Genomic DNA, 24252 nt, shown 5'->3' with positions numbered 1-24252 from the left:
CGTGCTCACGCAGCATTGCTGCGTATTCATCCTGCTCAGCGCACGTTCCCTGCGTCATCCGGGGCCACTTGTGTGGCTCCCGCCTCCGGACTGTCCGGCAGCAGGTGCGACAGCACCATCACACTGATCGTCTTGCGGATGAACGGCTCCACCCGGATCCGCTCCAGCACCTCCTCGAAGTGCTCCACGTCCCGCGCCCGCACATGCAGCAACGCGTCCGCCCCGCCCGTCACCGTCATCGCCGCCGTGATCTCCGGATGGTTGCGCACCACCTCCGCGAGCCGCCGCGGCGGGGCCGCGCCCTCGCAGTACACCTCCACGTACGCCTCCGTGCGCCAGCCCAGCGCCGCGGGCTTCACCGTGGCCGTGAACCCCGTGATCACCCCGGTGTCCCGCATCCGGTCCACCCGGCGTTTGACGGCCGTCGCCGACAGTCCGACCGCCGAGCCGATCTCCGCGAAACTCGTCCGGGCGTTCGCCATCAGAGCGGTGACGATCTTCCGGTCGAGATCGTCGAAAGGGGCAGTGCCGCTGTTCATGCGGGCACTGTATCCAGCGGATACGTCCACACCCCGGCACATGTCCAGCCGTGCCGATCGCCCCTACACTCCACGTTCATGCTGCGCGCCCTCGCCGTCGACGACGAACGCCCCTCGCTCGAGGAACTGCTGTACCTGCTCAACGCCGATCCCCGCATCGGCAGCGTGGAGGGCGCCGGCGACGCGACCGAGGCGCTGCGCCGCATCAACCGCGCCCTGGAGTCCGGCCCGCACGGCCCCGAGGCCATCGACGTCGTCTTCCTCGACATCCAGATGCCCGGCCTCGACGGCCTCGACCTGGCCCGTCTGCTGACCGGCTTCGCCCGCCCGCCGCTGGTCGTGTTCGTCACCGCGCACGAGGACTTCGCCGTCCAGGCCTTCGACCTCAAGGCCGTCGACTACGTCCTCAAGCCCGTCCGCAAGGAACGCCTCGCCGAGGCCGTCCGCCGCGCCGCCGAACTGCGCGGCACCACCCCCCGCATCCCCGTCCACGAGCCCGACCCCGACCACATACCCGTCGAGCTCGGCGGGGTGACCCGGTTCGTCGCCGTGGACGACATCACCCACGCCGAGGCCCACGGCGACTACGCCCGGCTGCACACCGACCGCGGCAACCACCTCGTCCGCATCCCCCTGTCCACCCTGGAGGAACGCTGGCGCGCCCGCGGATTCGTCCGCATCCACCGCCGCCATCTCGTCGCCCTGCGCCACATAGGCGAACTCCGCCTGGACGCCGGCACGGTCAGCGTCCTGGTCGGCGGCGAGGAACTCCAGGTCAGCCGCCGCCACGCCCGCGAACTGCGGGACCTGCTGATGAGGAGGCCGTGAGCATGCCGCAGGACCCCGCCGAGCGGCGCGTCGTCGTCACCGGCCCGCCCCGCAGCACCCGCCGCACCCTCCGCGACTCCGGCTACTACCGCCCGCGCACCGAGATCGACGAACAGACCACCCTCGGCCACACCTACGTCCGCTCCCTCATGCGCTCCCAACTGCGCGCCGCCCTCGTGGTGTTCGCCGTCCTCGCCCTCCTCGTCGGCCCGCTGCCGCTGCTCTTCGCGGCGCTGCCCGACGCCCACCGCCTCCAATGGGCCGTCCTCGGCTTCTGCCTCTACCTCCCGCTCGTCCTGCTGGCCCGCTGGTACGTCCGCCGCGCCGAACGCAACGAACGGGACTTCGTCCGGCTGGTCGAAGACCGATAGGGGCCGGACAGATGAACTCGGCGTACGCCGTGCCCGCCGTCGCGCTGGTGGTGGTCGCGACCGTCCTGGTCGGCGCCTTCGGCCTCAGGATCTCCCGCACCACCTCCGACTTCTACGTCGCCTCGCGCACCGTCGGCCCCCGCCTCAACGCCGCCGCCATCAGCGGCGAGTACCTCTCCGCCGCCTCCTTCCTCGGCATCGCCGGGCTGGTCCTGGTCCAGGGCCCGGACATGCTCTGGTACCCGGTCGGCTACACCGCCGGCTACCTCGTCCTGCTGCTCTTCGTCGCGGCCCCGCTGCGCCGCTCGGGCGCCTACACGCTGCCCGACTTCGCCGAGGCCCGGCTCGCCTCGCACACCGTCCGCCGGGTCGCGGGCACCCTCGTCGTCGGTGTCGGCTGGCTGTACCTCCTGCCCCAGCTCCAGGGCGCCGGGCTGACGCTGACGGTGCTCACCGGTGCGCCGGACTCGCTCGGCGGACTGATCGTCGCGGTCGTCGTCGCCGCGACCGTCGCCGCGGGCGGGATGCGCAGCATCACCTTCGTGCAGGCCTTCCAGTACTGGCTCAAGCTCACCGCCCTGCTCGTTCCCGCCCTCTTCCTGGTGCTCGCCTGGCAGGGCGACGGCAGCCCCCGGCACGCCTTCGCGGAACCGGCCGCCTTCCGCGAACAGCGCACGGTCCGGGTCGACGACACCCTCGACCTCAAGCTCGGCCGCCCGCTGACCGTGACGGTCGACGGCACGGTCGACGGCCGCCGCCACGCGGACACCGCCCTGCGCCTGGCCGCTGGCACCCACCGCATCGAACGCGGCACCCGCCTCACCTTCGCCCAGGGCAGCCCCGTCCCCACCGCCGAGCGCGGCAGCACCGGCGGCATGTCCACCTCCCTCGCCGCGGGCCGCCAGGAACGCCCGCTGTACGCCACGTACGGCCTGATCCTCGCCACCTTCCTCGGCACGATGGGCCTGCCGCACGTCGTCGTCCGCTTCTACACCAGCCCGCACGGGGTCGCCGCCCGCCGCACCACGGTCGCCGTCCTCGCCCTGATCGGCGTCTTCTACCTGCTCCCGCCCCTCTACGGCGCGCTCGGCCGCCTCTACGCCCCCGAACTCGCCCTCACCGGCGACGCCGACGCGGCCGTCCTGCTGCTGCCGGACCGGATGATCGGCGGCGTCGGCGGCGATCTGCTGGGCGCGCTGGTCGCCGGGGGCGCCTTCGCCGCGTTCCTGTCCACGGCGTCCGGGCTGACCATGGCCGTCGCGGGCGTCCTCACCCAGGACGTGCTGCCGACCCGGGGCGTACGGCACTTCCGGCTGGGCACCGGGCTGGCCATGGCCGTACCGCTCGCCGGGAGCCTGCTGGTGGGCGGGCTGCCGGTGGCCGACGCGGTGGGTCTCGCCTTCGCGGTGTCGGCGTCCTCCTTCTGCCCCCTGCTCGTCCTCGGCATCTGGTGGCGTCGGCTGACCCCGCCCGGGGCGGTGGCCGGGATGGTGGTCGGCGGCGGATCGGCGTTCCTCGCGGTCGCCGTCACCATGGCGGGCCTGCCGGCCACGGGCGGGCTGCACGCGCTGCTCGCCTGGCCGGCACTGTGGTCGGTGCCGCTGGGCTTCCTCACCATGATCCTGGTCTCCCTGTCCACCCCGGGCCGCGTCCCACCCGGCACAGCGGCGATCCTGGCCCGCTTCCACCTCCCGGAGGAACTACGCACAGAGGAACGCGGAAGGCCGGAGGAACGCCCGACGCCGGAGGAATGGAGGCCACCGGGGGAGCGGGGGGTGCCGGAGGAGCGGCGGATGCTGGAGGAGCGGGGGGTGCCGGAGGAGCGGCGGATGCTGGAGGAGCGGGGGGTGCCGGAAGAGCGGGAGGTGCCGGAGGAGCAGAGGGTGCCGGAGGAGCGGGGGGTGTTGGGGGAGCGGCGGATGCCGGAGGAGCGGGGGGTGTTGGGGGAGCGGCGGATGCCGGAGGAGCAGAGGGTGCCGGAGGAGCGCGGGAAGCCGGACGAGCGCGGGAAGCCGGACGAGCGGGTGGTGCCGGAGGAGCGGAGGGCGCCGCAGGAGCGCGGGAGGCCGGAGGAACGCCGGGTGCGGGAGGAGCGGGGGGCGTTGGGGGAGCGGCGGACACCGGAGGAGCGCGGGAGGCCGGACGAGCGGGTGGTGCCGGAGGAGCGGGGGAAGCCGGAGGAGCGCTGCAGGCCGCAGGAACGCCGGGTTCCGGTGGAGCGCGGCGCGCCGGAAGAGCGCGCGACGCCGAAGGAGCAGGGCGCGCGCGACAAGCGCAGGGTGCCCGAGGAGCGGGGGGTGCCGGGGGAGCGCGGGAGGGCGGAGGAACGCCGGGTGCGGGAGGAGCGGAGGGTTCCGGTGGAGCGCGGCGCGCCGCAAGAGCGCGCGACGCCGAAGGAGCAGGGCGCGCCCGACAAGCGCAGGGTGCCCGAGGAGCGGGGGGTGCCGGAGGAGCGCGGGAGGGCGGAGGAACGCCGGGTGCGGGAGGAGCGGAGGGTTCCGGTGGAGCGCGGCGCGCCGCAAGAGCGCGCGACGCCGAAGGAGCAGGGCGCGCCCGACAATCACAGGGTGCCCGAGGGCCAAAGGGTGCCCGAGGAGCGCAGGGTGCCCGACGTGCGTTCGGTGCCGGAGGCCAGGGGGTGAGTGGGTTTCTGGCCGGCGTGTGCATCGCGATCCTGCCCTTCCTCGCCCTCGGGTTCTGGCTCGGCCGCCGCACCGCCCGCCCCGACCGCCAGGCCGGCCTCGGCACCCCCGTCGAGCACGCCACCTTCCAGACCCTGCACACCGCCTCGCTCGCCGCACCCCCGCTGCGGGCGGGCCTCACCGAGGAGACGGCCCGCAAGTCCGCCCGCCGACTGCGCACCCTGCTCGGCACGGACGCGCTCTGCCTGGCCGACCGCGAGCAGGTCCTGGCCTGGGACGGGGTGGGCGCACACCACCGCACCGAGATCATGGAACGCCTGGCCGGCCCCCTGGACAGCGGCCGGGGCGAGGCCTTCCGCCTCACCTGCGACCACGCCGACTGCCCCGTCCGCTGGGCCGTGGTCGCCCCCCTCACCGTCGACGACCGGGTGCACGGCGCCCTCGTCGCCTGCGCGCCCCGCGAGTCGGCGGTCCTCGTCCGCGCCGCGGGCGAGGTGGCCCGCTGGGTCAGCGTCCAGCTGGAACTCGCCGATCTCGACCAGTCCCGTACGAAACTGATCGAGGCGGAGATCAAGGCCCTGCGCGCCCAGATCTCCCCGCACTTCGTCTTCAACTCGCTCGCCGTGATCGCGTCCTTCGTCCGCACCGACCCCGAACGCGCCCGCGAGCTGCTCCTGGAGTTCGCCGACTTCACCCGCTACTCGTTCCGCCGGCACGGCGACTTCACCACCCTCGCCGACGAGCTCCACGCCATCGACCACTACCTGGCCCTGGTCCGCGCGCGCTTCGGCGACCGCCTCGCCGTCACCCTCCAGATCGCCCCCGAGGTCCTCCCCGTCGCCCTGCCCTTCCTCTGCCTCCAGCCCCTGGTGGAGAACGCCGTCAAGCACGGCCTGGAGGGCAAGACGGACAAGTGCCACATCCAGATCACCGCCCAGGACGCCGGCGCCGAGGCCCTGGTCGTCATCGAGGACGACGGCGCCGGCATGGACCCCGCCCTGCTGCGCCGCATCCTGGCCGACGGGGTCAGCCCCTCCGGCGGCATCGGCCTGTCCAACGTGGACGACCGGCTGCGCCAGGTGTACGGCGACGACTACGGCCTCGTCATCGAGACGGCCGTAGGGGCGGGCATGAAGATCACCGCCCGGCTGCCGAAGTACCAGCCGGGCGTCCACTCGGCGGCCCGTCTCGGCCCCGGCTGATCAGCCGGTCTTCAGCACGATCATCGCCAGCGTGATCAGCCCGAGCACTACCCAGCCGAACCACAGCCAGCCGTTGCTGCCGAGCGCCACCGTGTAGGCGGTCACCGCGACCAGCGCGCCGACGGTGAGCACCCCCATGGTCCTCGTGGAACTGTCCGTGGAACCTGCCATCGCGACACCCTCCTCAGGGCCGCCCGCCACCGGGCGCGTCCACCTCCATAGTGCCCCGCCTCAGCGTCCCCGGGTGTTCAGCGAGGCGAGATAGGCGTTGTACGCCTCCAGCTCCTTGTCGCCGTCCCGGTCGGCGGCGCGGTCCTTGCGCTTGGCCTGCCGCTGCTCGGAGCCGTACCACTGGAACAGCAGCGCGATCAGCACCAGCACGGACGGGATCTCACTGAACGCCCACGCGATGCCGCCCGCGGCGCTCTGGTCGGACAGCGCGTCGATCCCGAGCGAGGCCGGCGGGCTGCGGAACGTGTCGACCATCGGCTCCGACGCCATCATCAGCGCGATCCCGAAGAACGCGTGGAACGGCATCCCGGCGAACAGCTCCAGCATCCGCATCAGATGCCCGGGCCGCCGCGGCCCCGGGTCCACCCCGATGATCGGCCAGAAGAACACCACCCCCACCGCGAGGAAGTGCACCATCATCGCGATGTGCCCGACCTTCGAGCCCATCAGGAAGTCGAAGAGGGGGCTGAAGTACAGCGCGTACAGCGAGGCGATGAACATCGGGATGGTGAACGCCGGATGTGTGATGATCCGCATGTACCGGCTGTGCAGCAGCATCAGCAGCAGCTCCCGCGGCCCCTTGCGCCCCCCGCCGGCCGCCGGCAGCGCCCGCAGCGCCAGCGTCATGGGCGCCCCCAGCAGGATCAGGATGGGCGACAGCATGCTGATGACCATGTGCTGCACCATGTGCACGCTGAACATGACCATCCCGTAGTCGTTCAGCCGGGTGCACATCACCAGCATGATCGTGAGCACCCCGAGGACGAACGACACGGTCCGCCCGGCCGACCAGGCGTCCCCCCGCCGCCGCAGCCGCACCACACCCCACCCGTACAGCCCCAGCCCGGTCAGAGTGGCCACCAGGAAGAACGGATCCGCCGACCACTGAAGCCCCCGCCCCAGCGTGAACGGCAGTAGATCCATATGCGCGCCGTGCCCGCTGTGTTCCATGGTGGGCGGCTCCTGATTCGTGGGGGGTTGTACGTTTCCGACCGCCCACAAGAGTAGAGAAGCCCCCGGCGATCTCTGTCACCGGGGGCCACTGGTCCCACCTGGAAGGGGCGCGGCTACAGCACGCACTCCGCTTCCGCGTACCGCGCCGGGGGAACCGTCTTGAGCGTCTCGACGGCCTCGGCCAACGGCACCATCACGATGTCGGTCCCCCGAAGCGCCGTCATCTGACCGAACTCCCCGCGATGCGCCGCCTCCACCGCGTGCCACCCGAACCGGGTGGCGAGCACACGGTCGTACGCGGTGGGCGTACCACCCCGCTGCACATGCCCGAGGATCACCGGACGGGCCTCCTTGCCGAGCCGGTCCTCCAGCTCGATGGACAGCTGACGGGCGATCCCGGCGAACCGCTCGTGCCCGTAGATGTCCTTGCCGCCCTCGTCGAAGTCCATGGTCCCGGCGCGGGGCTTCGCGCCCTCCGCGGCGACGACGATCGCGAACCGCTTCCCCGCCTCGAACCGCTCGCCGACCCGCCGGGCCAGCTCCTCGATGTCGAAGGGCCGCTCCGGTACGACGATGGCGTGGGCGCCCGCCGCCATGCCCGACTGAAGCGCTATCCAGCCGGTGTGCCGCCCCATGACCTCGACGACCAGTACCCGCTGGTGGGACTCGGCGGTGGTCTTCAGCCGGTCGAGCGCCTCGGTCGCCACCCCGACGGCCGTGTCGAAGCCGAAGGTGACGTCGGTGCCGGCGATGTCGTTGTCGATGGTCTTCGGCACGCCGACGATCGGCAGTCCGGCGTCGGACATCAGCCGCGCCGCCTTGAGGGTGCCCTCACCGCCGATGGGGATGATCGCGTCGAGCCCGAGCTCCTGGACGTGGCCCTTCGCCCGCTCCACGCCGTCCCGCAGATGCGAGGGCTGGACCCGGGAGGAGCCGAGGATGGTGCCGCCGCGGGCCAGGATGCCGGCCACCGCGTCGAGGTCGAGCTTGAGGTAGTCGCACTCCAGGAGGCCCTTCCAGCCGTCCCGGAAGCCGATGACCTCGTCGCCGTGGTCGGCGACGGCGCGGTGCACGACGGACCGGATGACGGCGTTCAGGCCGGGGCAGTCGCCGCCGGACGTGAGGACACCAATGCGCATAGCCCGAAAAACCTTCTCCACGAGGGCCGGATCCGGACCCCGTCGTCCGGCTCGATCCCCGCCACCCTAGCGGCAGGAGGGGGCGGGACCGAAGCATGCGTCCGCCTGCTGGACGTGCCTGCTCACCTGTGCGGATGCACCGTCAGACGGGCTGCTGACGGTGCTCCGAAAAGCAGGTGAACGGAAAACTCACGCAGGCTGCTGTGCCGACGCGATGCGCTCGCCCCGCAGAGCCTCGTACCAGCGGTCGTCCGTCGGCGGCAGCGCGTTCACATCGAGCGCCAGCTTCAGCAGCAGGTCCGCGATGAGCGGGTTGCGGGCGAGCACCGGCCCGTGCATGTACGTGCCGAACACGGTGTCGTTGTACGCCCCCTCCGTCCCGTCGCCGGTGCCGTTGCCCTTGCCGAGCTGGACGCGGGCGAACGGGCGGGCGGTCGGGCCGAGGTGGGTGACGCCCTGGTGGTTCTCGAACCCGGTCAGGGCCGGCAGCCCGAGCCGGGGGTCGATGTCGGCGAGGACGTCGCCGACGCACCGCTCGCCCTCGCCGCGCACCGTGGTGACGTCGAGGAGGCCGAGGCCCGGCTGGCGCTGGCCGACGTCGTTGACGAACTCGTGCCCGAGGATCTGGTACCCGGCGCAGACCGCGAACACGATCGCGCCGTTGTTCACCGCCTGGAACAGGTGCCCGTCGCGCAGCAGCCGCTCCGCCGCGAGCCGCTGGGGCCGGTCCTCGCCGCCGCCGATGAGGTAGATGTCGCCGGAGGTGGGGATCGGCTGGTCGCTGCGCACGTCGAGGCGGGCCACGTCGAGGCCGCGCTGGCGGGCCCGGCGCTCCACGACCAGGACGTTGCCCTGGTCGCCGTAGGTGCTCAGCAGGTCCGGGTAGACCCAGACGATCCGCAGTTGATTGTCGCTCATGAACTGGTCGTCCTTCGTGGTCAGTTGCCGACGCGGCGGCGCAGGTCCTGGAACGCGGTGTAGTTCGCGATGACCTCGATCCGGCCCGGCGGGCACTGCTGCACGGCCTGGTCGACGCTGTCGCACACCTGGAAGTGCTGGTTCGCCACCTCGAGGCGCACCGCGAGGTCCAGCTTGCGGTCACCGATGACGAAGATCGGATGGCCGGTCAGCCGCGTGTAGTCGACGTCCCAGAGCCAGGAGGTGTCGGTGCCGTCCGCGCCGCGCGCGTTCACCGAGAGGATCACCGGGGCGGGCGCAGGATCGATCAGGCTGAACGTCTCGAGCCAGCCCGCCGGGTTCTTGGCGAGCAGCAACCGCAGGTCACGGCCCTGGAACTGGACGACGTCGTAGCGTCCGGCGACGGCCTGCACCTGGTACATGCGCTCCAGCGCGACCTGCGGCGGCACGCCGAACACGGCGGCGACGGCGGCCGAGGAGGCGGCGTTGGCCTTGTTGGCCCGTCCGGGGAGCTGGAGGTGGATGGGCCAGGCGGAGCCGTGCGGGTCGAGGACGTGGTCCCCGGACAGCGCCCAGCTCGGCTGCGGCCGGCGGAACCCGCACTCGCCGCAGAACCAGTCGTCGCCGGGGCGCTGCATGACACCGCCGCAGGACGGGCACGACCAGGCGTCGTCCTTCCACATCTGCCCGGCGGCGACCCAGACCACGTTGGGGGAGGAGGACGCGGCCCACACCACCAGCGGGTCGTCGGCGTTGGCGACGACGACGGCCTTGGAACCGGCGAGCCCCTCGCGCCAGTTCTCCGCGAGCATCCGGGTCTCGGCGGCGCGGTCCAGCTGGTCGCGGGAGAGGTTCAGCAGCGCGATGCACTTCGGGGCGGTGTCCCGGGCGACGCCGGCGAGGTACTTCTCGTCGACCTCGATGACGCCGTACTTGGAGTCCGAGCCGCCCGCGAGCGCCGAGGTGATGCCGGCCGGCATGTTGGCGCCGAGTGCGTTGGACACGACCGGCCCCGCGGCCCGCAGGGCCTCGGCGATGAGCCGGGTCGTGGTGGTCTTGCCGTTGGTCGCCGACACCAGGATGACGTCCAGGTTCTGGGCGAGCCGGGCGAGGAGATCGGGGTCGAGTTTGAGTGCCACCCGGCCACCGATCACCGATCCGCTGCCGCGTCCGGCCGCGCGCGATGCCGCAGCGACCGCCTTGCCCGCGGTCACGGCGATCTTGGCCCGCGGCGTGAGCGGGTCCGAGTTGCCTGCCATCAGTTCTCGATCCTCCTTGCGTACGCGCCGCGCCTCTGCCGTACGGCAACGTGGTAGGGGGTCAGCCTATCGAGATCCATTCACAGGCCCGAATCCTGGCACCCACCTGACACCCGTACGGCATGCGCGTGTCAGAAGGGACCGTACCCTTGCCGCCATGCGACACGGCTCCATCCAGGGCGCGCACGGACGCGTCCGGCCCCTCACGCTCCTCGGTGATCCCGTCCTGGCACAGCCGTGCCGGGAGGTCAGCGACTTCGGTCCCGAACTCGCCCGGCTCGTCGAGGACATGTTCGCCACGATGTACGAGGCCCAGGGCGTCGGCCTCGCCGCCAACCAGGTCGGCGAACCCCTGCGGGTCTTCGTCTACGACTGTCCCGACGACGAGGACGTCCGCCATCTGGGCCATGTCGTGAACCCGAGGCTGGTGGAGGCGGACGGGATCGTCCTGCGCGGCCCGGAGGGCTGCCTGTCCCTCCCGGGCCTGGAGGCGGGCACGGAGCGCTACGACCACGCGGTCGTCGAGGGCTTCACGGTGACCGGCGAGCCGATCACCGTCCACGGCACGGGATTCTTTGCCAGATGCTTGCAGCACGAGTGCGACCACCTGGAGGGCACGGTGTACGCGGACCGGGTGAGCGGCTGGCGCAAGCGAAGGCTGATGCGCCAGGTGACCCGGGCTTCCTGGCACCGGGAGGGCTTGCCCACCTAGGGGCGCGGGGAACTGCGCGACCGGCCACGACCGGCCCGCACCCGCCCCACGACCCTCAGAACCCCGGACCCCCGATCTTGTCCCCCGCGGCGGCAAGACGACCCCACAGCAAGTCGGCCAGACTCCGCACCAGCTCCGCCCGGGAGCACGGCCGTTCCCCCAGCCACCAGTCCCCCGCCGCATGCATCATCCCGACGATCCCGTGCCCCCACACCCGGGCCACCCGCTGACTCTCCGGCCCGAGATCCAGCCGGTCCTCGATCACCTGGGCCAGCTCCTCGCCCATCCTGCGGAGCAGCGGCGCGCTGTGCTTGCCCACGTCGAACCCCTGGTCGGCGCCCTGTCCGCCCTCGGAGGGATGCATCAGGAACCGGTACACCTGGGGCCGTGCCTCGATGGCGGCGAGGTAGGTGTCGAGGGTCGCCTCCACCCGCTCGCGCCGCTCCGCGGGCGCGTCCAGCGCGGCCCGCAGGGAGTCCAGCAGCGCGTCCGTGTGCCGCTTGGCCAGGGCCGCGTACAGTCCGCCCTTGTCGCCGAAGTGCCGGTAGAGGATCGGCTTGGTGATGCCGGCCTCCGCGGCGATCGCGTTCATCGACGCCTGGGGCCCGTCCCGGAGCACCACCCGGTCCGCGGCTTCCAGCAACTCGCGCCGTCGGCGGTCGGCCGACCTCTGCTGTTCGGTCCGCTGCGTGGTGTCCATGTGCTCTCCCCACCCGTGATGTTTCGGTGACGCCTGCGCAAACTAACACCTGACAGCAGCCTGACAGCGAACGGGCCTGAGAGCTCCTTGGCCGTCGTCAGGAGTTGACTTTTCCTACCCGTGAGTAACAGACTCGGGGTTACCGCTAGTAACACGCACGCCCGCCGCTGGAGGGGACATGGCCGAGTTCACCATGGAGCTCAACGACGAACAGAAGGAGGTCCGGGACTGGCTGCACGGTTTCGCCGCAGACGTGATCCGTCCCGCGGCCGCCGAATGGGACGAGCGTGAGGAGACTCCCTGGCCGGTCATCCAGGAGGCCGCGAAGGTCGGCATCTACTCCCTCGACTTCTACGCGCAGCAGTACTTCGACCCCACCGGGCTCGGTATCCCGATGGCCATGGAGGAGCTGTTCTGGGGCGACGCGGGCATCGCCCTGTCGATCGTAGGCACGGGTCTGGCCGCCGTGGGAGTCCTCGCGAACGGAACCGAGGAACAGATCGGCACCTGGATCCCCCAGATGTACGGCGACGCGAACGACGTCAAGGTCGCCGCGTTCTGCTCGTCCGAGCCCGACGCCGGCTCCGACGTCGCCTCGATGCGTACGCGTGCCGTGTACGACGAGGCCAAGGACGAGTGGGTGATCAACGGCACGAAGACCTGGGCGACCAACGGCGGCATCGCCAACGTCCATGTCGTGGTGGCCGTCGTCGACCCGGAGCTGGGTTCCAAGGGTCATGCCTCCTTCATCGTCCCGGCGGGCACGCCCGGTCTCGCCCAGGGCCAGAAGTTCAAGAAGCACGGCATCCGCGCCTCGCACACCGCCGAGGTCGTCCTCGACGACGTGCGTGTCCCCGGCTCCTGTCTGCTCGGCGGCAAGGAGAAGCTGGACGAGCGGCTCGCCCGGGCCCGGGAGCGGGCGAAGGCGGGCGGCGAGCGCGTGAAGAACGCGGCGATGGCCACGTTCGAGGCCTCGCGCCCGGCGGTCGGCGCGATGGCCGTGGGCACCGCCCGTGCCGCGTACGAGGTCGCCCTCGACTACGCCATGACCCGGGAGCAGTTCGGGCGTCCGATCATCGACAACCAGGGCGTCGCCTTCCAGCTCGCCGACATGCGGACGCAGATCGACGCGGCGCGGCTGCTGGTGTGGCGGGCCTCCTGGATGGCGATCAGCGGGAAGCCGTTCACCGCGGCCGAGGGCTCGATGTCGAAGCTGTTCGCAAGTGAGACGGCGAAGAAGGTCACGGCGCAGGCCGTGCAGATCCTCGGGGGCAACGGGTACACCCGGGAGTACCCGGTGGAGCGGATGCACCGCGATGCGGCGATCTACACGATCTTCGAGGGGACGAGTGAGATCCAGCGCCTGGTGATCGCCCGGACGCTCTCCGGGATGTCCATCCGGTAGTACGGCGACCGCGGGCGCGTGGGGGTTGTTCGCGCAGTTCCCCGCGCCCCTTCGGGCCGGACCCGGCCCCGTCGGCTAGGAGGTCCCCCCACTGCTGTGCGCGATGCACGCCACGTCGATGCGATCGGCCAGCTTCGCCAGTTCGATCGTCAGGGCGGCGACCGTGTCCTCGTCGAGATCCTCCGCCCCCGCCTCGACGAGGTGCAGCCACCTCCCGCCCAGCGTGCGGAGCAGCTTGCTCACATCGGCGGCAGCCACCTGCAGGGTCCCGCGGTCGTCGACGATCAGGGGCAGGGTCACTTCGCGGTTCACACCCGGGATCGTAACCGCGCCGCGCTCAGGCGCCGTGCCAAACCGTGGTGATGTTGCAGAACTCGCGGATTCCGTGCCCGGACAGCTCACGTCCGTACCCGGACCGCTTCACCCCGCCGAACGGGAACGCCGGATGGGACGCGGTCATGCCGTTCACGAACACACCGCCGACCTCCAAGTCCCGGGCGAAACGGTCCACTTCGGCCTCGTCCTGCGTCCACACGTTCGAACTCAGACCGAACGGCGAGTCGTTGGCGAGGAGCACCGCCTCGTCCAGGTCGGCCACCCGGTACAGCGTCGCGACCGGGCCGAACGCCTCCTCGCGGTGGATGCGCATCTCACGGGTGAGGCCCGTCAGGACGGTGGGCGGGTAGTACCAGCCGGGCCCGTCGGGACGTTCGCCACCGCACAGCACCCCGGCGCCGGCCCGCCGCGCGTCGTCGACCAGTTCCTCCAGATCGGCCCGGCCCCGTTCGCTCGCCAGCGGGCCGACGTCGGTGTCCTCCTCCAGCGGGTCGCCGACCTTCAGCGCCTTCATCCCTTCGGTGAAGCGCTCGGCGAACACGTCGTACACGTCCGAGTGGACGATGAACCGCTTGGCGGCGATACAGGACTGACCGTTGTTCTGGACGCGCGCCGTCACCGCGACCCGCGCGGCCCGGTCGAGGTCGGCGGAGGGCATGACGACGAACGGGTCGCTGCCGCCCAGCTCCAGGACCGTCTTCTTGACCATCGCCCCGGAGGTGGCGGCGACGGCCCGGCCGGCCGGTTCGCTGCCGGTCAGCGTCGCGGCCTTCACCCGTTCGTCGCGCAGGATCTCGTCCACCGCGCCGGACCCGACCAGCAGGGTCTGGAAGCAGCCCTCGGTGAAGCCCGCGCGGTGGAAGAGGTCCTCCAGGTACAGCGCGGTCTGGGGGACGTTGGAGGCGTGCTTGAGCAGGCCCACGTTGCCCGCCATCAGCGCGGGCGCGGCGAACCGGATCACCTGCCACAGCGGGAAGTTCCACGGCATCACGGCCAGCACCGGGCCCAGCGGCCGGTAGCGGACCAGGGCCCGGGTGCCGCCGGAGTCCGCCACGTCGGCGTCGTCGGGGCGCTCGTCGGCGAGCAGTCCCTCCGCGCGCTCGGCGTACCAGCGCATCGCCTTGGCGCACTTCGCGGCCTCGGCGCGCGCCTGCCGGATCGGCTTGCCCATCTCGGTGGTCATCACCCGTGCGATGTCCCGCTGGTCCTCCTCCAGCAGGTTCGCCGCCTGGAGCAGCAGACGTGAGCGGTCGGTGAAGCTGCTCAGCCGGTACGTACGGAACGTGGCCTCGGCGAGCTGGAGCCGGCGTTCCAGCTCCTCCTCGCCCATGGGCTCGTACGTCTTGAGCGTCTCGCCGTCCGCCGGGTTCACCGTCGCGATGGGCATGACCGACCTCCTGGAGAGCTGCCTGCTTCGACCTTCCCGCGCCGCACCGGACCGCGCAACGCGTGCACGTCAGGGCGAGTGCCCCGGCAGACGGTCGAGGAACGCCGCCTGGGCCGGGACGATCAGTTCACGGGCGCGCGCCAGGGTGTACCAGGCCACCCGGTCCAGCTCCGGGAACTCCTCGATCCGCCCGGAGCGCGGCGGCCACTCCATGCGGAAGGTGCCCGGCACGGCCGTCGCCGGATCCAGGTCCGCCTCGATCGCCCAGACGGTGACGATCTTGCCGTTGGTCTGCCGGACCTCCCCGAGGGGGATCGCCGCGCCGTCGGGCGGCTCCAGCCCCAGCTCCTCGCGGAACTCGCGGCGGGCCGCGTCCCAGGCGGGCTCGTCGGGCTCGTACTCGCCCTTGGGGACGGACCAGGCGCCGGCGTCCTTCTTCGCGAAGTAGGGGCCGCCCATGTGGCCGAGCAGCACCTCGGTGCCGTCCGCGGTGTGCCGGAACAGCAACAGGCCCGCGCTGCGCTTCTGCGTCACGGACGCACCTCCGGGTGAGCGGCGAACAGGGTCTCCACGGTATCGGCGTCCGCGGCCCGTTTGTCCTCGCGGTAGCGGACCACACGGGCGAAGCGCAGGGTGACTCCGGCCGGGTAGCGGGTGGAGCGCTGGAGGCCGTCGTAGGCGATCTCTACGACGAGCTCGGGGCGTACGGCCACCACCCGGCCGTCGTCCCGCACGGCGAGCCGCCGCAGGCGTTCCGTCTGCCAGTCGAGCAGCGCGTCGGTCATGCCCTTGAAGGTCTTGCCCAGCATGGCGAAGCCGCCGTCGGCGGTGCGGGCGCCGAGGTGGAGGTTGGAGAGCCTGCCGGTGCGGCGGCCGTGGCCCCACTCGGCGGCCAGGACCACCAGATCGAGGGTGTGCACGGGCTTGACCTTCAGCCAGGAGGCCCCGCGCCGGCCCGCGCTGTAGGGGGCGTCGAGGGCCTTCACGACCACACCCTCGTGACCGCGGCGGAGCGTCTGCGCGAGGAACTCCTCGGCCGCCGCGAGGCCCTCGGGACCGTCCACCACCGTCCGCCGTACCCGCATCGGCTCCGGCACCAGCCGGGCCAGCTCCGCGTGCCGTTCGGCGAAGGGCAGGTTCAGCAGGTCCCGGTCCGCCACGGACAGCGCGTCGAAGAAGACCGGGGAGACGGGGACGGCCTCGGCGGCCGCCGCCACGTCCACCCGGGAACCGACCCGCCCGGCCGTCTCCTGGAAGGAGCGGGGCCGGCCGTCCGCGTCGAAGGCGAGGACCTCGCCGTCCAGGACGAACCGCTCGCCCGCCAACTCCCGTGCCGCCGAGGTCACTTCGGGCAGCCGGTCGGTGATGTCGTCCAGCGTGCGGGTGTAGAGCCGGACCTGCGCGCCGTCCCGGTGCACCTGGACCCGGATGCCGTCCAGCTTCTCCTCCACCGCGCAGCCGCCCAGCTTGCCGACCGCCTCGGCGACGGAGGACGCGGAGTGCGCCAGCATCGGCAGGACCGGGCGGCCGACGGTCAGCCGGAACGCCTCCAGCGCCGCGGGGCCGTCCCGGAGCAGGGACCCGGCGACCGCCTGGAGGGACCCCGCGAGCATCACCGCCCGCCGTACGTCCGCCGGGGGTGCCCCGGTCGCCTGCGCCAGGCCCTCCACCGCCACCGCGTCCAGGGCGCCCTGGCGGACCTCGCCGGTGAGCAGCCCGAGCAGGAACCGCTGCTCGTCCGCCGTGGCCGCGCCCATCAACTCGCCCACCAGCCGCAGCCGTTCGGCCTGGGACCCGGGCCCGGACACCTTGCCGAGAGCGGTGAGCAGCGCGTCGACCTGGCGCACCGTGAGCGCCGGGGCGGCGGCCGGCTCCACCGGGTGGCTCAGCACCTTCCAGCCGACGCCGAGCCGGCCCTGCGGAAGCCGTCCGGCCAGATAGGGGATGACGACGGGGACGTCGTCCGGCTCCGTCTCCCGGAACAGCCCGGCGAGCAGAGCGATCTTGCGGGAGCGCGCCGAGGCGGCCGCGACCTCCCGGGACACAGCGGCGAGCCGGGTCAGCAGCATGCAGCCATGGTGCAACGGCGGCCCCCGGACTACACCCCGGCCGCGTCCAGGTCCGCGAAGAGCAGCTCGCCGTTGATCGCCGCCCCGGCCCGGTAGCCGCGGCTCGCCGCGTTCACCACCTGCTCGGCGAACCCGCTGGCGTTGCCCGCGGCCCACAGACCCGGCACGGTCGTCAGGCCCCGCTCGTCGATCACCGGGTAGGCGCCGAAGGGCGTCTCCTTCAGCTCGGCGCCCAGCTGGAGCAGCAGGTCGTTGCGCGGGACCGGGCGGGGGGCGACGAACAGGGTCTCCCGCCCGTGCGTGCTCCCGTCCGCGAGCCGTACCCCGGTCAGCCGGTCGTCCTCGATCCGCAGCCCCGCCACCTCGCCCGGCACCACCCGGACCCCGGCGGCGGCCAGCCGGCGCAGGTCGTCGTCGGTCAGCTCCTCCTCGGCGACCTGGTGCAGGAAGAGCGTCACGTCCTTGGACCACTGGGTGACCATCAGCGCCTGGTGCGCGCTCATCGCGCTGGTGGCGAGCACGCCGAACGCCTGGTCGCGGACCTCCCAGCCATGGCAGTACGGGCAGTGCAGCACATCCCGGCCGAAGCGCTCCGCGAGTCCCTCCACCGGGGGCAGCTCGTCCTTCAGCCCGGTCGCGAGGACCAGCTGCCGGGCGCGCACGGTCCGGCCGGACGCCAGCTCCACGGCGAAACCCCCCTGCCTCCGGGCGGCCGCCTCCGCCCGGTCCCGGACCAGCTCCACGCCGTACCGGGCGATCTCCTTGCGCCCCCGCGCGAGGAACTCGGCGGGCGGCATGCCGTCCCGGGTCAGATAGCCCTGCAGATGGGCGGCGGGCGCGTTGCGGGGCTCGCCCGCGTCGACGACCAGCGTGCGGCGCCGGGCCCGGCCCAGGACGAGTGCCGCGGACAGGCCCGCGGCACCGCCGCCGACGACGATCACTTCATACGTACCGGTCGTGTCGGTCATGGTGACCACCTCCACCGAGAAGGTGACCCGGACCGCACCGGATTGACAAACGGCTTTGCCGATTCTGCAATACGGGGTATGAGTGCCGAAGACGTTCTCGCGGAAGTGGGCCCCCGGCTGCGCCGGATCCGGAAGGAGCGGGAGGTGACCCTGGCGGCCCTGTCCGAGGCGACCGGGATCTCGGTGAGCACGCTGTCCCGGCTGGAGTCCGGGCTGCGCAAGCCCAGCCTGGAGCTGCTGCTGCCGATCGCCCAGGCCCATCAGGTGCCGCTGGACGAGCTGGTCGGCGCGCCCCCGGCGGCCGACCCCCGGGTGCGGGCCAGGCCGCTGGTCCGGCACGGGCGCACCTTCTGGCCGCTGACCCGGCAGCCCGGCGGCCTCCAGGCGTTCAAGGTGCTGGTGCCGCAGGGCGTCGAGGAGCCGGAGCCGCGCACCCACGAGGGCTACGAGTGGCTGTACGTGCTGTCCGGGCGGCTGCGGATGGTGATCGGGGAGCACGACGTGGTGCTGGCGGCGGGGGAGGCCGCCGAGTTCGACACGCGCGTGCCGCACTGGTTCGGGTCGACGGGGGAGGGGCCGGTGGAGTTCCTCAGCCTGTTCGGTCCGCAGGGCGAGCGGATGCACGTACGGGCGAAGCCCCGCGGGAAGGCGTGACGCCTTTACCCCGGACACGGTTCCCTCGGCGGCAAGCGACCGCTTAGTATGCGGTGGACCCCGACGAAGCAGTCTGTGGAGGCACCGCATGCAGGCATGGCAAGTGCACGAGAACGGCGAGCCGAGCGAGGCGATGCGACTCCACGAGGTGGAGCGGCCCACGCCCGGCGACGGCCAGGTGCTGCTCAAGGTGCGTGCCGCCAACATCAACTTCCCCGATGTGCTGATGTGCCGGGGCCACTACCAGGTGCGCCCGCCGCTGCCGTTCACACCGGGCGTGGAGATCTGCGGCGAGACCGAGGACGGCCGCCGTGTGATCGCCAACCCGGCCCTGCCGTACGGCGGTTTCGCCGAGTACGCCGTCGCGGACGCCGCCGCCCTGCTGCCCGCCCCGGACGCACTCGACGACGCCGAGGCCGCCGCCCTGCACATCGGCTACCAGACGGGCTGGTTCGGACTGCACCGCCGGGCCGGGCTCGAAGCCGGTGAGACCCTGCTCGTCCACGCTGCCGCAGGAGGGGTCGGCAGCGCGGCCGTGCAGCTCGGCAAGGCGGCCGGCGCGAGGGTCATCGGTGTCGTGGGCGGCGCGGACAAGGCCGCCGTCGCCCGGGAGCTGGGCTGTGACGTGGTCGTCGACCGGCGCGCCGAGGACGTCGTCGCCGCCGTGAAGGAGGCCACCGGCGGCCGGGGCGCCGACGTGATCTACGACCCGGTCGGCGGCGACGCCTACACCCAGTCCACCAAGGTCGTCGCCTTCGAGGGCCGGATCGTGGTCGTCGGCTTCGCGAGCGGCACCATCCCCAGCCCCGGCCTCAACCACGCCCTGGTGAAGAACTACTCGATCCTCGGTCTGCACTGGGGCCTGTACAACACCAGGAACCCGAAGCTGGTCCAGCACTGCCACGAGCAGCTCACCGACCTCGCCGCCCGGGGCGCGATCAAGCCGCTGGTGAGCGAGCGCGTGCCGCTGGCCGGGGCGGCGGCCGCCGTGCAGCGGGTCGGCGACGGGGTCACCACCGGCCGGGTCACCGTCGTCCCGACTCCGGAGAACGGAGCCGCGGCATGACCGACGCAGCCGAACTCGCGCACCGGACGGCCGAGTTGCTGGCCGCGTACCCGCCCGCCGACACCGACCGGCTCGACTTCCTCAAGGCCCGCTTCGACGCGGGACTGGCCTGGGTGCACTACCCGGAGGGTCTCGGCGGACTCGGCGTCCCGCGCTCCCTCCAGAGCGTCGTGGACGCGGCACTGGAGGCGGCCGGCGCCCCCGACAACGACGCGCGCCGCAACGGCATCGGGCTCGGCATGGCCGCCCCGACCATCCTCCGGTACGGCACCGAGGAGCAGAAGCAGCGCTATCTGCGGCCCCTGTGGATCGGCGAGGAGGTCTGGTGCCAGCTCTTCAGCGAGCCCGGCGCCGGCTCCGACCTGGCCGCCCTCGGCACCCGGGCCGTCCGGGAGGGCGACGAATGGGTGGTCAACGGGCAGAAGGTGTGGACGTCCGGGGCGCACAACGCGCGCTGGGCCATCCTCATCGCCCGCACCGACCCGGACGTGCCCAAGCACGCCGGCATCACCTACTTCCTCTGTGACATGACCGACCCCGGTGTCGACGTCCGCCCGCTGCGGCAGATCACCGGCGAGGCCGAGTTCAACGAGGTCTTCCTCACCGACGTCCGCATCCCCGACTCCCGCCGCCTCGGCGAGACCGGCGACGGCTGGCGCGTCGCGCAGACCACCCTCAACAACGAACGGGTCGCCATCGGCGGTATGCGGCTGCCCCGCGAGGGCGGCATGATCGGCCCGGTCGCGAAGACCTGGCGCGAGCGCCCCGGGCTGCGCACCCACGACCTCCACCAGCGGCTGCTCACGCTGTGGGTGGAGTCCGAGGTCGCCCGTCTCACCGCCGAGCGGCTGCGCCAGCAGCTCGTCGCCGGACAGCCCGGCCCCGAGGGGGCCGGCATGAAACTCGCCTTCGCCCGCCTCAACCAGGAGATCAGCGGCCTCGAGGTCGAACTCCGCGGCGAGGAAGGCCTGTTGTACGACGACTGGACCATGCGCCGCCCGGAGCTGGTGGACTTCACCGGACGGGACGCCGGATACCGCTACCTCCGCTCCAAGGGCAACAGCATCGAGGGCGGGACCAGCGAGGTCCTGCTGAACATCGTCGCCGAGCGCGTCCTGGGCCTCCCCGCCGAGCCGCGCACCGACAAGGACGTCGCGTGGAAGGACCTCGCCCGATGACGAAAGCGCCCGACCTGCTGTACTCGGAGGAGGAAGAGGCGCTCAGGGCAGCCGTACGGGACCTGCTCGCCGACCACTGCGACGCGCCGGGCGTGATCGCCCGCACCGAGTCCGACGCCCCGCACGACCTGGCGGCCTGGAAGGCGCTCACCGACGGGATGGGTCTCGCGGGTCTGCTGATCCCCGAGCGGCTGGGCGGCCAGGGCGCCACCCACCGCGAAGTCGCCGTCGTCCTGGAGGAGCTGGGTCGCGCGGTCGCCCCCGTGCCCTATCTGACCAGTGCCGTGGTCGCCACCGAGGCGCTGCTGGCCTGCGGCGACGAGGAGTTGCTCGGCAGGCTGGCGTCCGGCCGCACGATCGGCGCGCTCACCGTCGGGCTGCACCTCGCTCCCGGCGCCGCCTTCGCCGCCGTACGCGTCGAAGAGGGCCTTCTGCACGGGGAGCTGACCGGCATCGCGGACGCCGTGGCCGCCGATGTGCTCCTCGTGCCCGCCGAGGACGGCGGCCTCTACGCCGTCTCCGTCACGGACACCGACGCGGTGACCGTCACCCCGCAGATCGCCTTCGACCTCACCCGTCCCCTCGCCACCGTCACCCTCTCCGGTGCCCCCGGCCGCCGTGTCGGCGCCGCCGGACCCGCCGTGCGCCGCGCCCTGCGCGCCGGTGCAGGACTGCTCGCCTCCGAGCAACTGGGTCTCTCCGACTGGCTGTTGACCGAAACCGTGCGCTACCTCAAGGAGCGCAAGCAGTTCAACCGGCCCGTCGGCGGCTTCCAGGCGCTCAAGCACCGGCTCGCCCAGTTGTGGCTGGAGGTCGTCAACCTCCGCGCCGCCGCCCGCGGCGCCGCCGACGCCCTCACCACCGGGGAGGACGTCGATCTCACGGTGGCCGTCGCCCAGGCCTACGCGGCGGGTGTCGCCGTACACACCGCCGAGGAGGCGCTCCAACTGCACGCCGGGATCGGGATGACCTGGGAACACCCGATCCACCTGTACCTCAAGCGGGCCAAGTCCGACGCGATCGCCTACGGCACGGCCGGCGCCCACCGGAGCGCCGTGGCCGAACTGGTCGATCTCCAGGCCCCCTGACCCCCGTCGCCGTCCCCCGGTGAAGCCCGCCCCACCTGGGGCGGGCTTTTCCGTGCGGCTGGGCGGAAGGAGTGAACGGACCGAGGCGGTCCGGCCAACTCCTGGCAGGTACAGGGTCCTTGGGGGTCGCACGGCTCCATACTCCCTGTGGTCCGGACCCGCCCCACAGGGAGGAACACCATGGCCCACGTCACCCGCCGCAGAGTGCTCACCGGTCTCGCCGCGACCACCGCCGCGGTCCTCGCACCGCCCGCCGGCAGCGCGTTCGCCGACGGCCGGCACCACGGCCCCCGCCCGCTGTGGCGCGCCCACGCCCACAACGACTACGAGCACCCCCGCCCCCTCCTCGACGCGCTCGACCACCGCTTCGGCAGCGTCGAGGCCGACATCTTCCTCGTCGACGGCGCACTCCTCATCGCCCACTCGGCCGACCAGCTCGACCCCACCCGCACCCTCGAAGGCCTCTACCTCGCCCCGCTCGCCGCCCGCGTCAGGGCCAACCACGGTTCCGTGTACCGGGGTCACCGGCAGCCGTTGCAGCTCCTCATCGACATCAAGACCGAGGGATCCACCACGTACCTCGCGCTCGACGAGCTGCTCAAGCGCTACCGGCACCTGTTCACCACGTACTCCCACGGCAAGATCCGGCGCGGCCCCGTCACGGCCGTCATCTCCGGCGACCGGGCCGCCCGCGTCCCCCTGGCGGCGCAGACCGTCCGCCGCGCCTTCTACGACGGCCGGCTCACCGACCTCGGCACCAGCGAGGCCTCCTTCGCCTCCCTGATCAGCGACAACTGGGCCCTCAACTTCACCTGGCTCGGCGCCGGCGCCTTCCCCGAGGCCGAACGGACCAGGCTGCGCACGATCGTGGACACGGCCCACGCCCGCGGACAGCAGGTCCGCTTCTGGGCCACCCCCGACGTGGCCGGACCCGAGCGCGACGCCCTGTGGACGGAGCTCCTCGCGGCCGGCGTCGACTACCTCAACACCGACGACCTGGTCGGCCTGGAGGCCTTCCTCGACGCACACCGGTAGCCCGGCGTCCGGACACCACCCGTTCGGACGACAGGTCAGCCGCCCGGACGAACCCTCCGTTACGCCACACTTGCGGCCGAACGCCGCGAAAGCGGACGTGATGGAGGAGGTTGACGATGGCCATTTCCATTTCCGTGGTGCTGTTGCTGTTGATCCTCGCAGTGGTCTTCATGCGCAACAGCGGACTGAAGATCTCGCATGCCCTGACCTGTCTGCTGCTCGGCTTCTTCCTGGCCGGCACCAGCATGGCCCCCACCATCCACAGCGGCCTCACGGCGACCGCCGACCTCGTCGGCAGCCTTCGCCCGTGAGGCCGCTGCGGCCCCGGTGGGGGACCGGCCCTACTGGGTGAACACCCCGATGCCGTTGGCCACCGACCGCTCCACCCCGTCCGACGGATGATTGCGGACGCCGGCCCTGGTCGAGCCGGTGGGGCGGGACACCAGCGTCGAGGAGCCGCCGCCGTCCAGCCCGAAGCCCTCGGTGGCCCCGAGGTTCCTCAGGGCGGCGGCGACCTCGGCGATCGTCAGCCCCCTGCGGTAGGCGCTCCCGCCGTCCAGGGCGAGCAGGAACACCCGTCGGCCGCCGTCGCCGATGCCCACCGCCGTCCGCACGGCCGAGGTGCGCGTGTCCAGCCCCGCCAGTGGCTGACCGCCCGTCAGCAGCGGCTGCCCGCCGATGGCGAAGCGGTACGCCGTCCGCGAGCCGGACGTGAGCCCGTAGCGCACCGTCACCCGGTCGCCCACCTTCAGCGCCTTGAGCTGCTGCGCGCCCGTCTCCCGGCCGACGAGGACCGTGGTACCCGCCGCGACGGCCCCGCTGCCGGGCGCCGTGGAGACCGCCACCACCCGGTCGTCCCGGACCGTCACCTCGTAGGTGCGCGTACTGCACGGCGCGCCCCGGCTGGAGTCGGTGCCGCAGGTGGCCCGTTTGCGCGAGGCGCTGCCCCAGTCCGGCGTGAACGCGCCGACGGAGTTCTCCGGCAGCGCGTACTGGTTGAGCCCGGCCAGCCTGAGCTGCCCCGGCGCCGCGGTGACCGTGCCGTCGAGCGTCAGCGTGTCCAGCCGGGCCCGGCCGTCCGCGCCGACCCCGAGGACCGCCCGGGTGCTGGTGCCCCGTGGCAGCGCGGGCCCGAACCGCTGGCCGTTCGGCACCGCCGACTTCAGCTCCCTGCCGTCCGCGATCGCCGGACCCACGCTCGCCCCCGTCACCGGCACACCGGGGTGCTGGGTCTCGGAGACGTTGAAGAAGTCGCCGTTGACCCCGCCCACGGCCCGCTGGGCGTCGGCCATCGAGGAGACGGCGGCACGGGAGGCGACCTTCCCCGGGTACAGCAGCCCCAGCCGCACCCGGCTGTCGGCGAGGTCCACGTCGAGCACATGGACGCGGGCGACCCCGGCGGCGGCCGACACGTCGTACTGCCGGTAGGTCACGCCCGGCGCCACGGGGGTCCAGCCCGCCGCACCGGCCGGCGCGGCCCCCACGAGGGCCGCGCCGGCCAGCGTGCCGAGCGCGGTGAGCAGCGTCGCCGTCGTCCGCCGTGCCCTGGACCAGTTATGACGTCTTGTCAT

The 24252-nt window shown here is 72.6% G+C and carries 24 protein-coding genes and 1 pseudogene; 12 read left to right on the top strand and 13 right to left on the bottom strand.

The window, feature by feature from the left end; translation table 11 throughout:
• Window positions 1–35: 35 nt before the first annotated feature.
• Window positions 36–539 carry an Lrp/AsnC family transcriptional regulator gene (locus tag ACYQ8Q_RS07115; RefSeq protein WP_460062858.1) on the bottom strand — a complete coding sequence of 168 codons (504 nt, stop codon included), beginning with the start codon at window positions 537–539 and terminating at the stop codon, window positions 36–38.
• Window positions 540–617: 78 nt separating this feature from the next.
• On the opposite strand from ACYQ8Q_RS07115, the gene ACYQ8Q_RS07110 reads away from it, so the two are divergent.
• The 4 genes and pseudogenes from ACYQ8Q_RS07110 (at window position 618) to ACYQ8Q_RS07095 (ending at window position 5582) form a co-directional block, all read left to right on the top strand.
• The gene (locus ACYQ8Q_RS07110; RefSeq protein ID WP_460062857.1) at window positions 618–1367 is read left to right on the top strand and encodes a LytR/AlgR family response regulator transcription factor; all 750 of its coding nucleotides are present in this window, start codon (window positions 618–620) and stop codon (window positions 1365–1367) included.
• 2 nt (window positions 1368–1369) lie between these two features.
• Window positions 1370–1738 (top strand): hypothetical protein, encoded by a 369-nt coding sequence (locus ACYQ8Q_RS07105; RefSeq protein ID WP_460062856.1) that lies wholly within the window; start codon window positions 1370–1372, stop codon window positions 1736–1738.
• A gap of 11 nt (window positions 1739–1749) precedes the next feature.
• A pseudogene (locus ACYQ8Q_RS07100) lies at window positions 1750–3450 on the top strand (sodium/solute symporter); the annotation flags it as partial.
• A 926-nt stretch (window positions 3451–4376) separates the two neighbouring features.
• Entirely contained in the window at window positions 4377–5582 is a 1206-nt protein-coding gene (locus ACYQ8Q_RS07095; protein WP_460062854.1) for a sensor histidine kinase, read from the top strand.
• Here ACYQ8Q_RS07095 and ACYQ8Q_RS07090 read toward each other — a convergent pair whose 3' ends face one another.
• From ACYQ8Q_RS07090 to ACYQ8Q_RS07070, 5 genes are all read right to left on the bottom strand, one after another.
• Complete coding sequence (locus ACYQ8Q_RS07090; RefSeq protein WP_107122195.1) at window positions 5583–5753, bottom strand: hypothetical protein; 171 nt, start codon at window positions 5751–5753, stop codon at window positions 5583–5585.
• A gap of 60 nt (window positions 5754–5813) precedes the next feature.
• The gene (locus ACYQ8Q_RS07085; RefSeq protein ID WP_460062852.1) at window positions 5814–6764 is read right to left on the bottom strand and encodes a cytochrome c oxidase assembly protein; all 951 of its coding nucleotides are present in this window, start codon (window positions 6762–6764) and stop codon (window positions 5814–5816) included.
• A 116-nt stretch (window positions 6765–6880) separates the two neighbouring features.
• Window positions 6881–7906: a 6-phosphofructokinase gene (locus ACYQ8Q_RS07080; RefSeq protein ID WP_460062851.1), complete on the bottom strand. Its 1026-nt coding sequence runs from the start codon at window positions 7904–7906 to the stop codon at window positions 6881–6883.
• Window positions 7907–8095: 189 nt separating this feature from the next.
• Window positions 8096–8824, bottom strand: coding sequence for a type 1 glutamine amidotransferase (locus ACYQ8Q_RS07075; RefSeq protein WP_460062850.1), 729 nt, complete (start codon window positions 8822–8824; stop codon window positions 8096–8098).
• A gap of 20 nt (window positions 8825–8844) precedes the next feature.
• Complete coding sequence (locus tag ACYQ8Q_RS07070) at window positions 8845–10083, bottom strand: MurT ligase domain-containing protein (RefSeq protein WP_067255988.1); 1239 nt, start codon at window positions 10081–10083, stop codon at window positions 8845–8847.
• Between the two features lie 157 nt (window positions 10084–10240).
• On the opposite strand from ACYQ8Q_RS07070, the gene def reads away from it, so the two are divergent.
• A complete protein-coding gene (def, locus tag ACYQ8Q_RS07065) occupies window positions 10241–10795 on the top strand; it encodes a peptide deformylase (protein WP_460062848.1) in 555 nt (184 codons plus the stop codon).
• Window positions 10796–10850: 55 nt separating this feature from the next.
• Here the strand turns inward: def and ACYQ8Q_RS07060 are convergent, their stop codons facing one another.
• Window positions 10851–11495: a TetR family transcriptional regulator gene (locus ACYQ8Q_RS07060; RefSeq protein ID WP_416980923.1), complete on the bottom strand. Its 645-nt coding sequence runs from the start codon at window positions 11493–11495 to the stop codon at window positions 10851–10853.
• A gap of 178 nt (window positions 11496–11673) precedes the next feature.
• Here ACYQ8Q_RS07060 and ACYQ8Q_RS07055 point away from each other — a divergent pair, with 178 nt between their 5' ends.
• Complete coding sequence (locus ACYQ8Q_RS07055; RefSeq protein ID WP_460062847.1) at window positions 11674–12900, top strand: acyl-CoA dehydrogenase family protein; 1227 nt, start codon at window positions 11674–11676, stop codon at window positions 12898–12900.
• A gap of 75 nt (window positions 12901–12975) precedes the next feature.
• Here ACYQ8Q_RS07055 and ACYQ8Q_RS07050 read toward each other — a convergent pair whose 3' ends face one another.
• From ACYQ8Q_RS07050 to ACYQ8Q_RS07030, 5 genes are all read right to left on the bottom strand, one after another.
• Window positions 12976–13212, bottom strand: coding sequence for a DUF6213 family protein (locus ACYQ8Q_RS07050; protein ID WP_359002050.1), 237 nt, complete (start codon window positions 13210–13212; stop codon window positions 12976–12978).
• Window positions 13213–13237: 25 nt separating this feature from the next.
• Window positions 13238–14623, bottom strand: a complete 1386-nt coding sequence (locus ACYQ8Q_RS07045) for an NADP-dependent succinic semialdehyde dehydrogenase (protein WP_460062846.1) — start codon at window positions 14621–14623, stop codon at window positions 13238–13240.
• A 69-nt stretch (window positions 14624–14692) separates the two neighbouring features.
• Window positions 14693–15157 (bottom strand): NUDIX domain-containing protein, encoded by a 465-nt coding sequence (locus ACYQ8Q_RS07040; RefSeq protein WP_460062845.1) that lies wholly within the window; start codon window positions 15155–15157, stop codon window positions 14693–14695.
• Window positions 15154–16692, bottom strand: a complete 1539-nt coding sequence (locus ACYQ8Q_RS07035; protein ID WP_460062844.1) for an ATP-dependent DNA ligase — start codon at window positions 16690–16692, stop codon at window positions 15154–15156. Before ACYQ8Q_RS07035 ends, ACYQ8Q_RS07040 begins: the two co-directional genes overlap by 4 nt.
• A 29-nt stretch (window positions 16693–16721) precedes the next feature.
• Window positions 16722–17660 (bottom strand): NAD(P)/FAD-dependent oxidoreductase, encoded by a 939-nt coding sequence (locus tag ACYQ8Q_RS07030; protein ID WP_460062842.1) that lies wholly within the window; start codon window positions 17658–17660, stop codon window positions 16722–16724.
• A 78-nt stretch (window positions 17661–17738) separates the two neighbouring features.
• On the opposite strand from ACYQ8Q_RS07030, the gene ACYQ8Q_RS07025 reads away from it, so the two are divergent.
• The 6 genes from ACYQ8Q_RS07025 (at window position 17739) to ACYQ8Q_RS07000 (ending at window position 22992) form a co-directional block, all read left to right on the top strand.
• Complete coding sequence (locus ACYQ8Q_RS07025; protein ID WP_460062840.1) at window positions 17739–18314, top strand: helix-turn-helix domain-containing protein; 576 nt, start codon at window positions 17739–17741, stop codon at window positions 18312–18314.
• Between the two features lie 88 nt (window positions 18315–18402).
• Window positions 18403–19380: an NADPH:quinone oxidoreductase family protein gene (locus tag ACYQ8Q_RS07020; RefSeq protein WP_460062838.1), complete on the top strand. Its 978-nt coding sequence runs from the start codon at window positions 18403–18405 to the stop codon at window positions 19378–19380.
• Window positions 19377–20558 carry an acyl-CoA dehydrogenase family protein gene (locus ACYQ8Q_RS07015; protein ID WP_460062836.1) on the top strand — a complete coding sequence of 394 codons (1182 nt, stop codon included), beginning with the start codon at window positions 19377–19379 and terminating at the stop codon, window positions 20556–20558. Before ACYQ8Q_RS07020 ends, ACYQ8Q_RS07015 begins: the two co-directional genes overlap by 4 nt.
• Window positions 20555–21646 (top strand): acyl-CoA dehydrogenase family protein, encoded by a 1092-nt coding sequence (locus ACYQ8Q_RS07010; protein ID WP_460062834.1) that lies wholly within the window; start codon window positions 20555–20557, stop codon window positions 21644–21646. Before ACYQ8Q_RS07015 ends, ACYQ8Q_RS07010 begins: the two co-directional genes overlap by 4 nt.
• A 180-nt stretch (window positions 21647–21826) precedes the next feature.
• Complete coding sequence (locus tag ACYQ8Q_RS07005) at window positions 21827–22681, top strand: phosphatidylinositol-specific phospholipase C/glycerophosphodiester phosphodiesterase family protein (RefSeq protein ID WP_460062832.1); 855 nt, start codon at window positions 21827–21829, stop codon at window positions 22679–22681.
• Window positions 22682–22797: 116 nt separating this feature from the next.
• A complete protein-coding gene (locus tag ACYQ8Q_RS07000) occupies window positions 22798–22992 on the top strand; it encodes a hypothetical protein (protein WP_055632977.1) in 195 nt (64 codons plus the stop codon).
• 30 nt (window positions 22993–23022) lie between these two features.
• On the opposite strand, the gene ACYQ8Q_RS06995 is transcribed toward ACYQ8Q_RS07000, so the two are convergent.
• Window positions 23023–24252 carry a phosphodiester glycosidase family protein gene (locus ACYQ8Q_RS06995; protein ID WP_460062831.1) on the bottom strand — a complete coding sequence of 410 codons (1230 nt, stop codon included), beginning with the start codon at window positions 24250–24252 and terminating at the stop codon, window positions 23023–23025.

Source organism: Streptomyces sp. YKOK-I1 (assembly GCF_054660435.1).
This window is presented reverse-complemented; position numbering and strand designations above follow the sequence as displayed.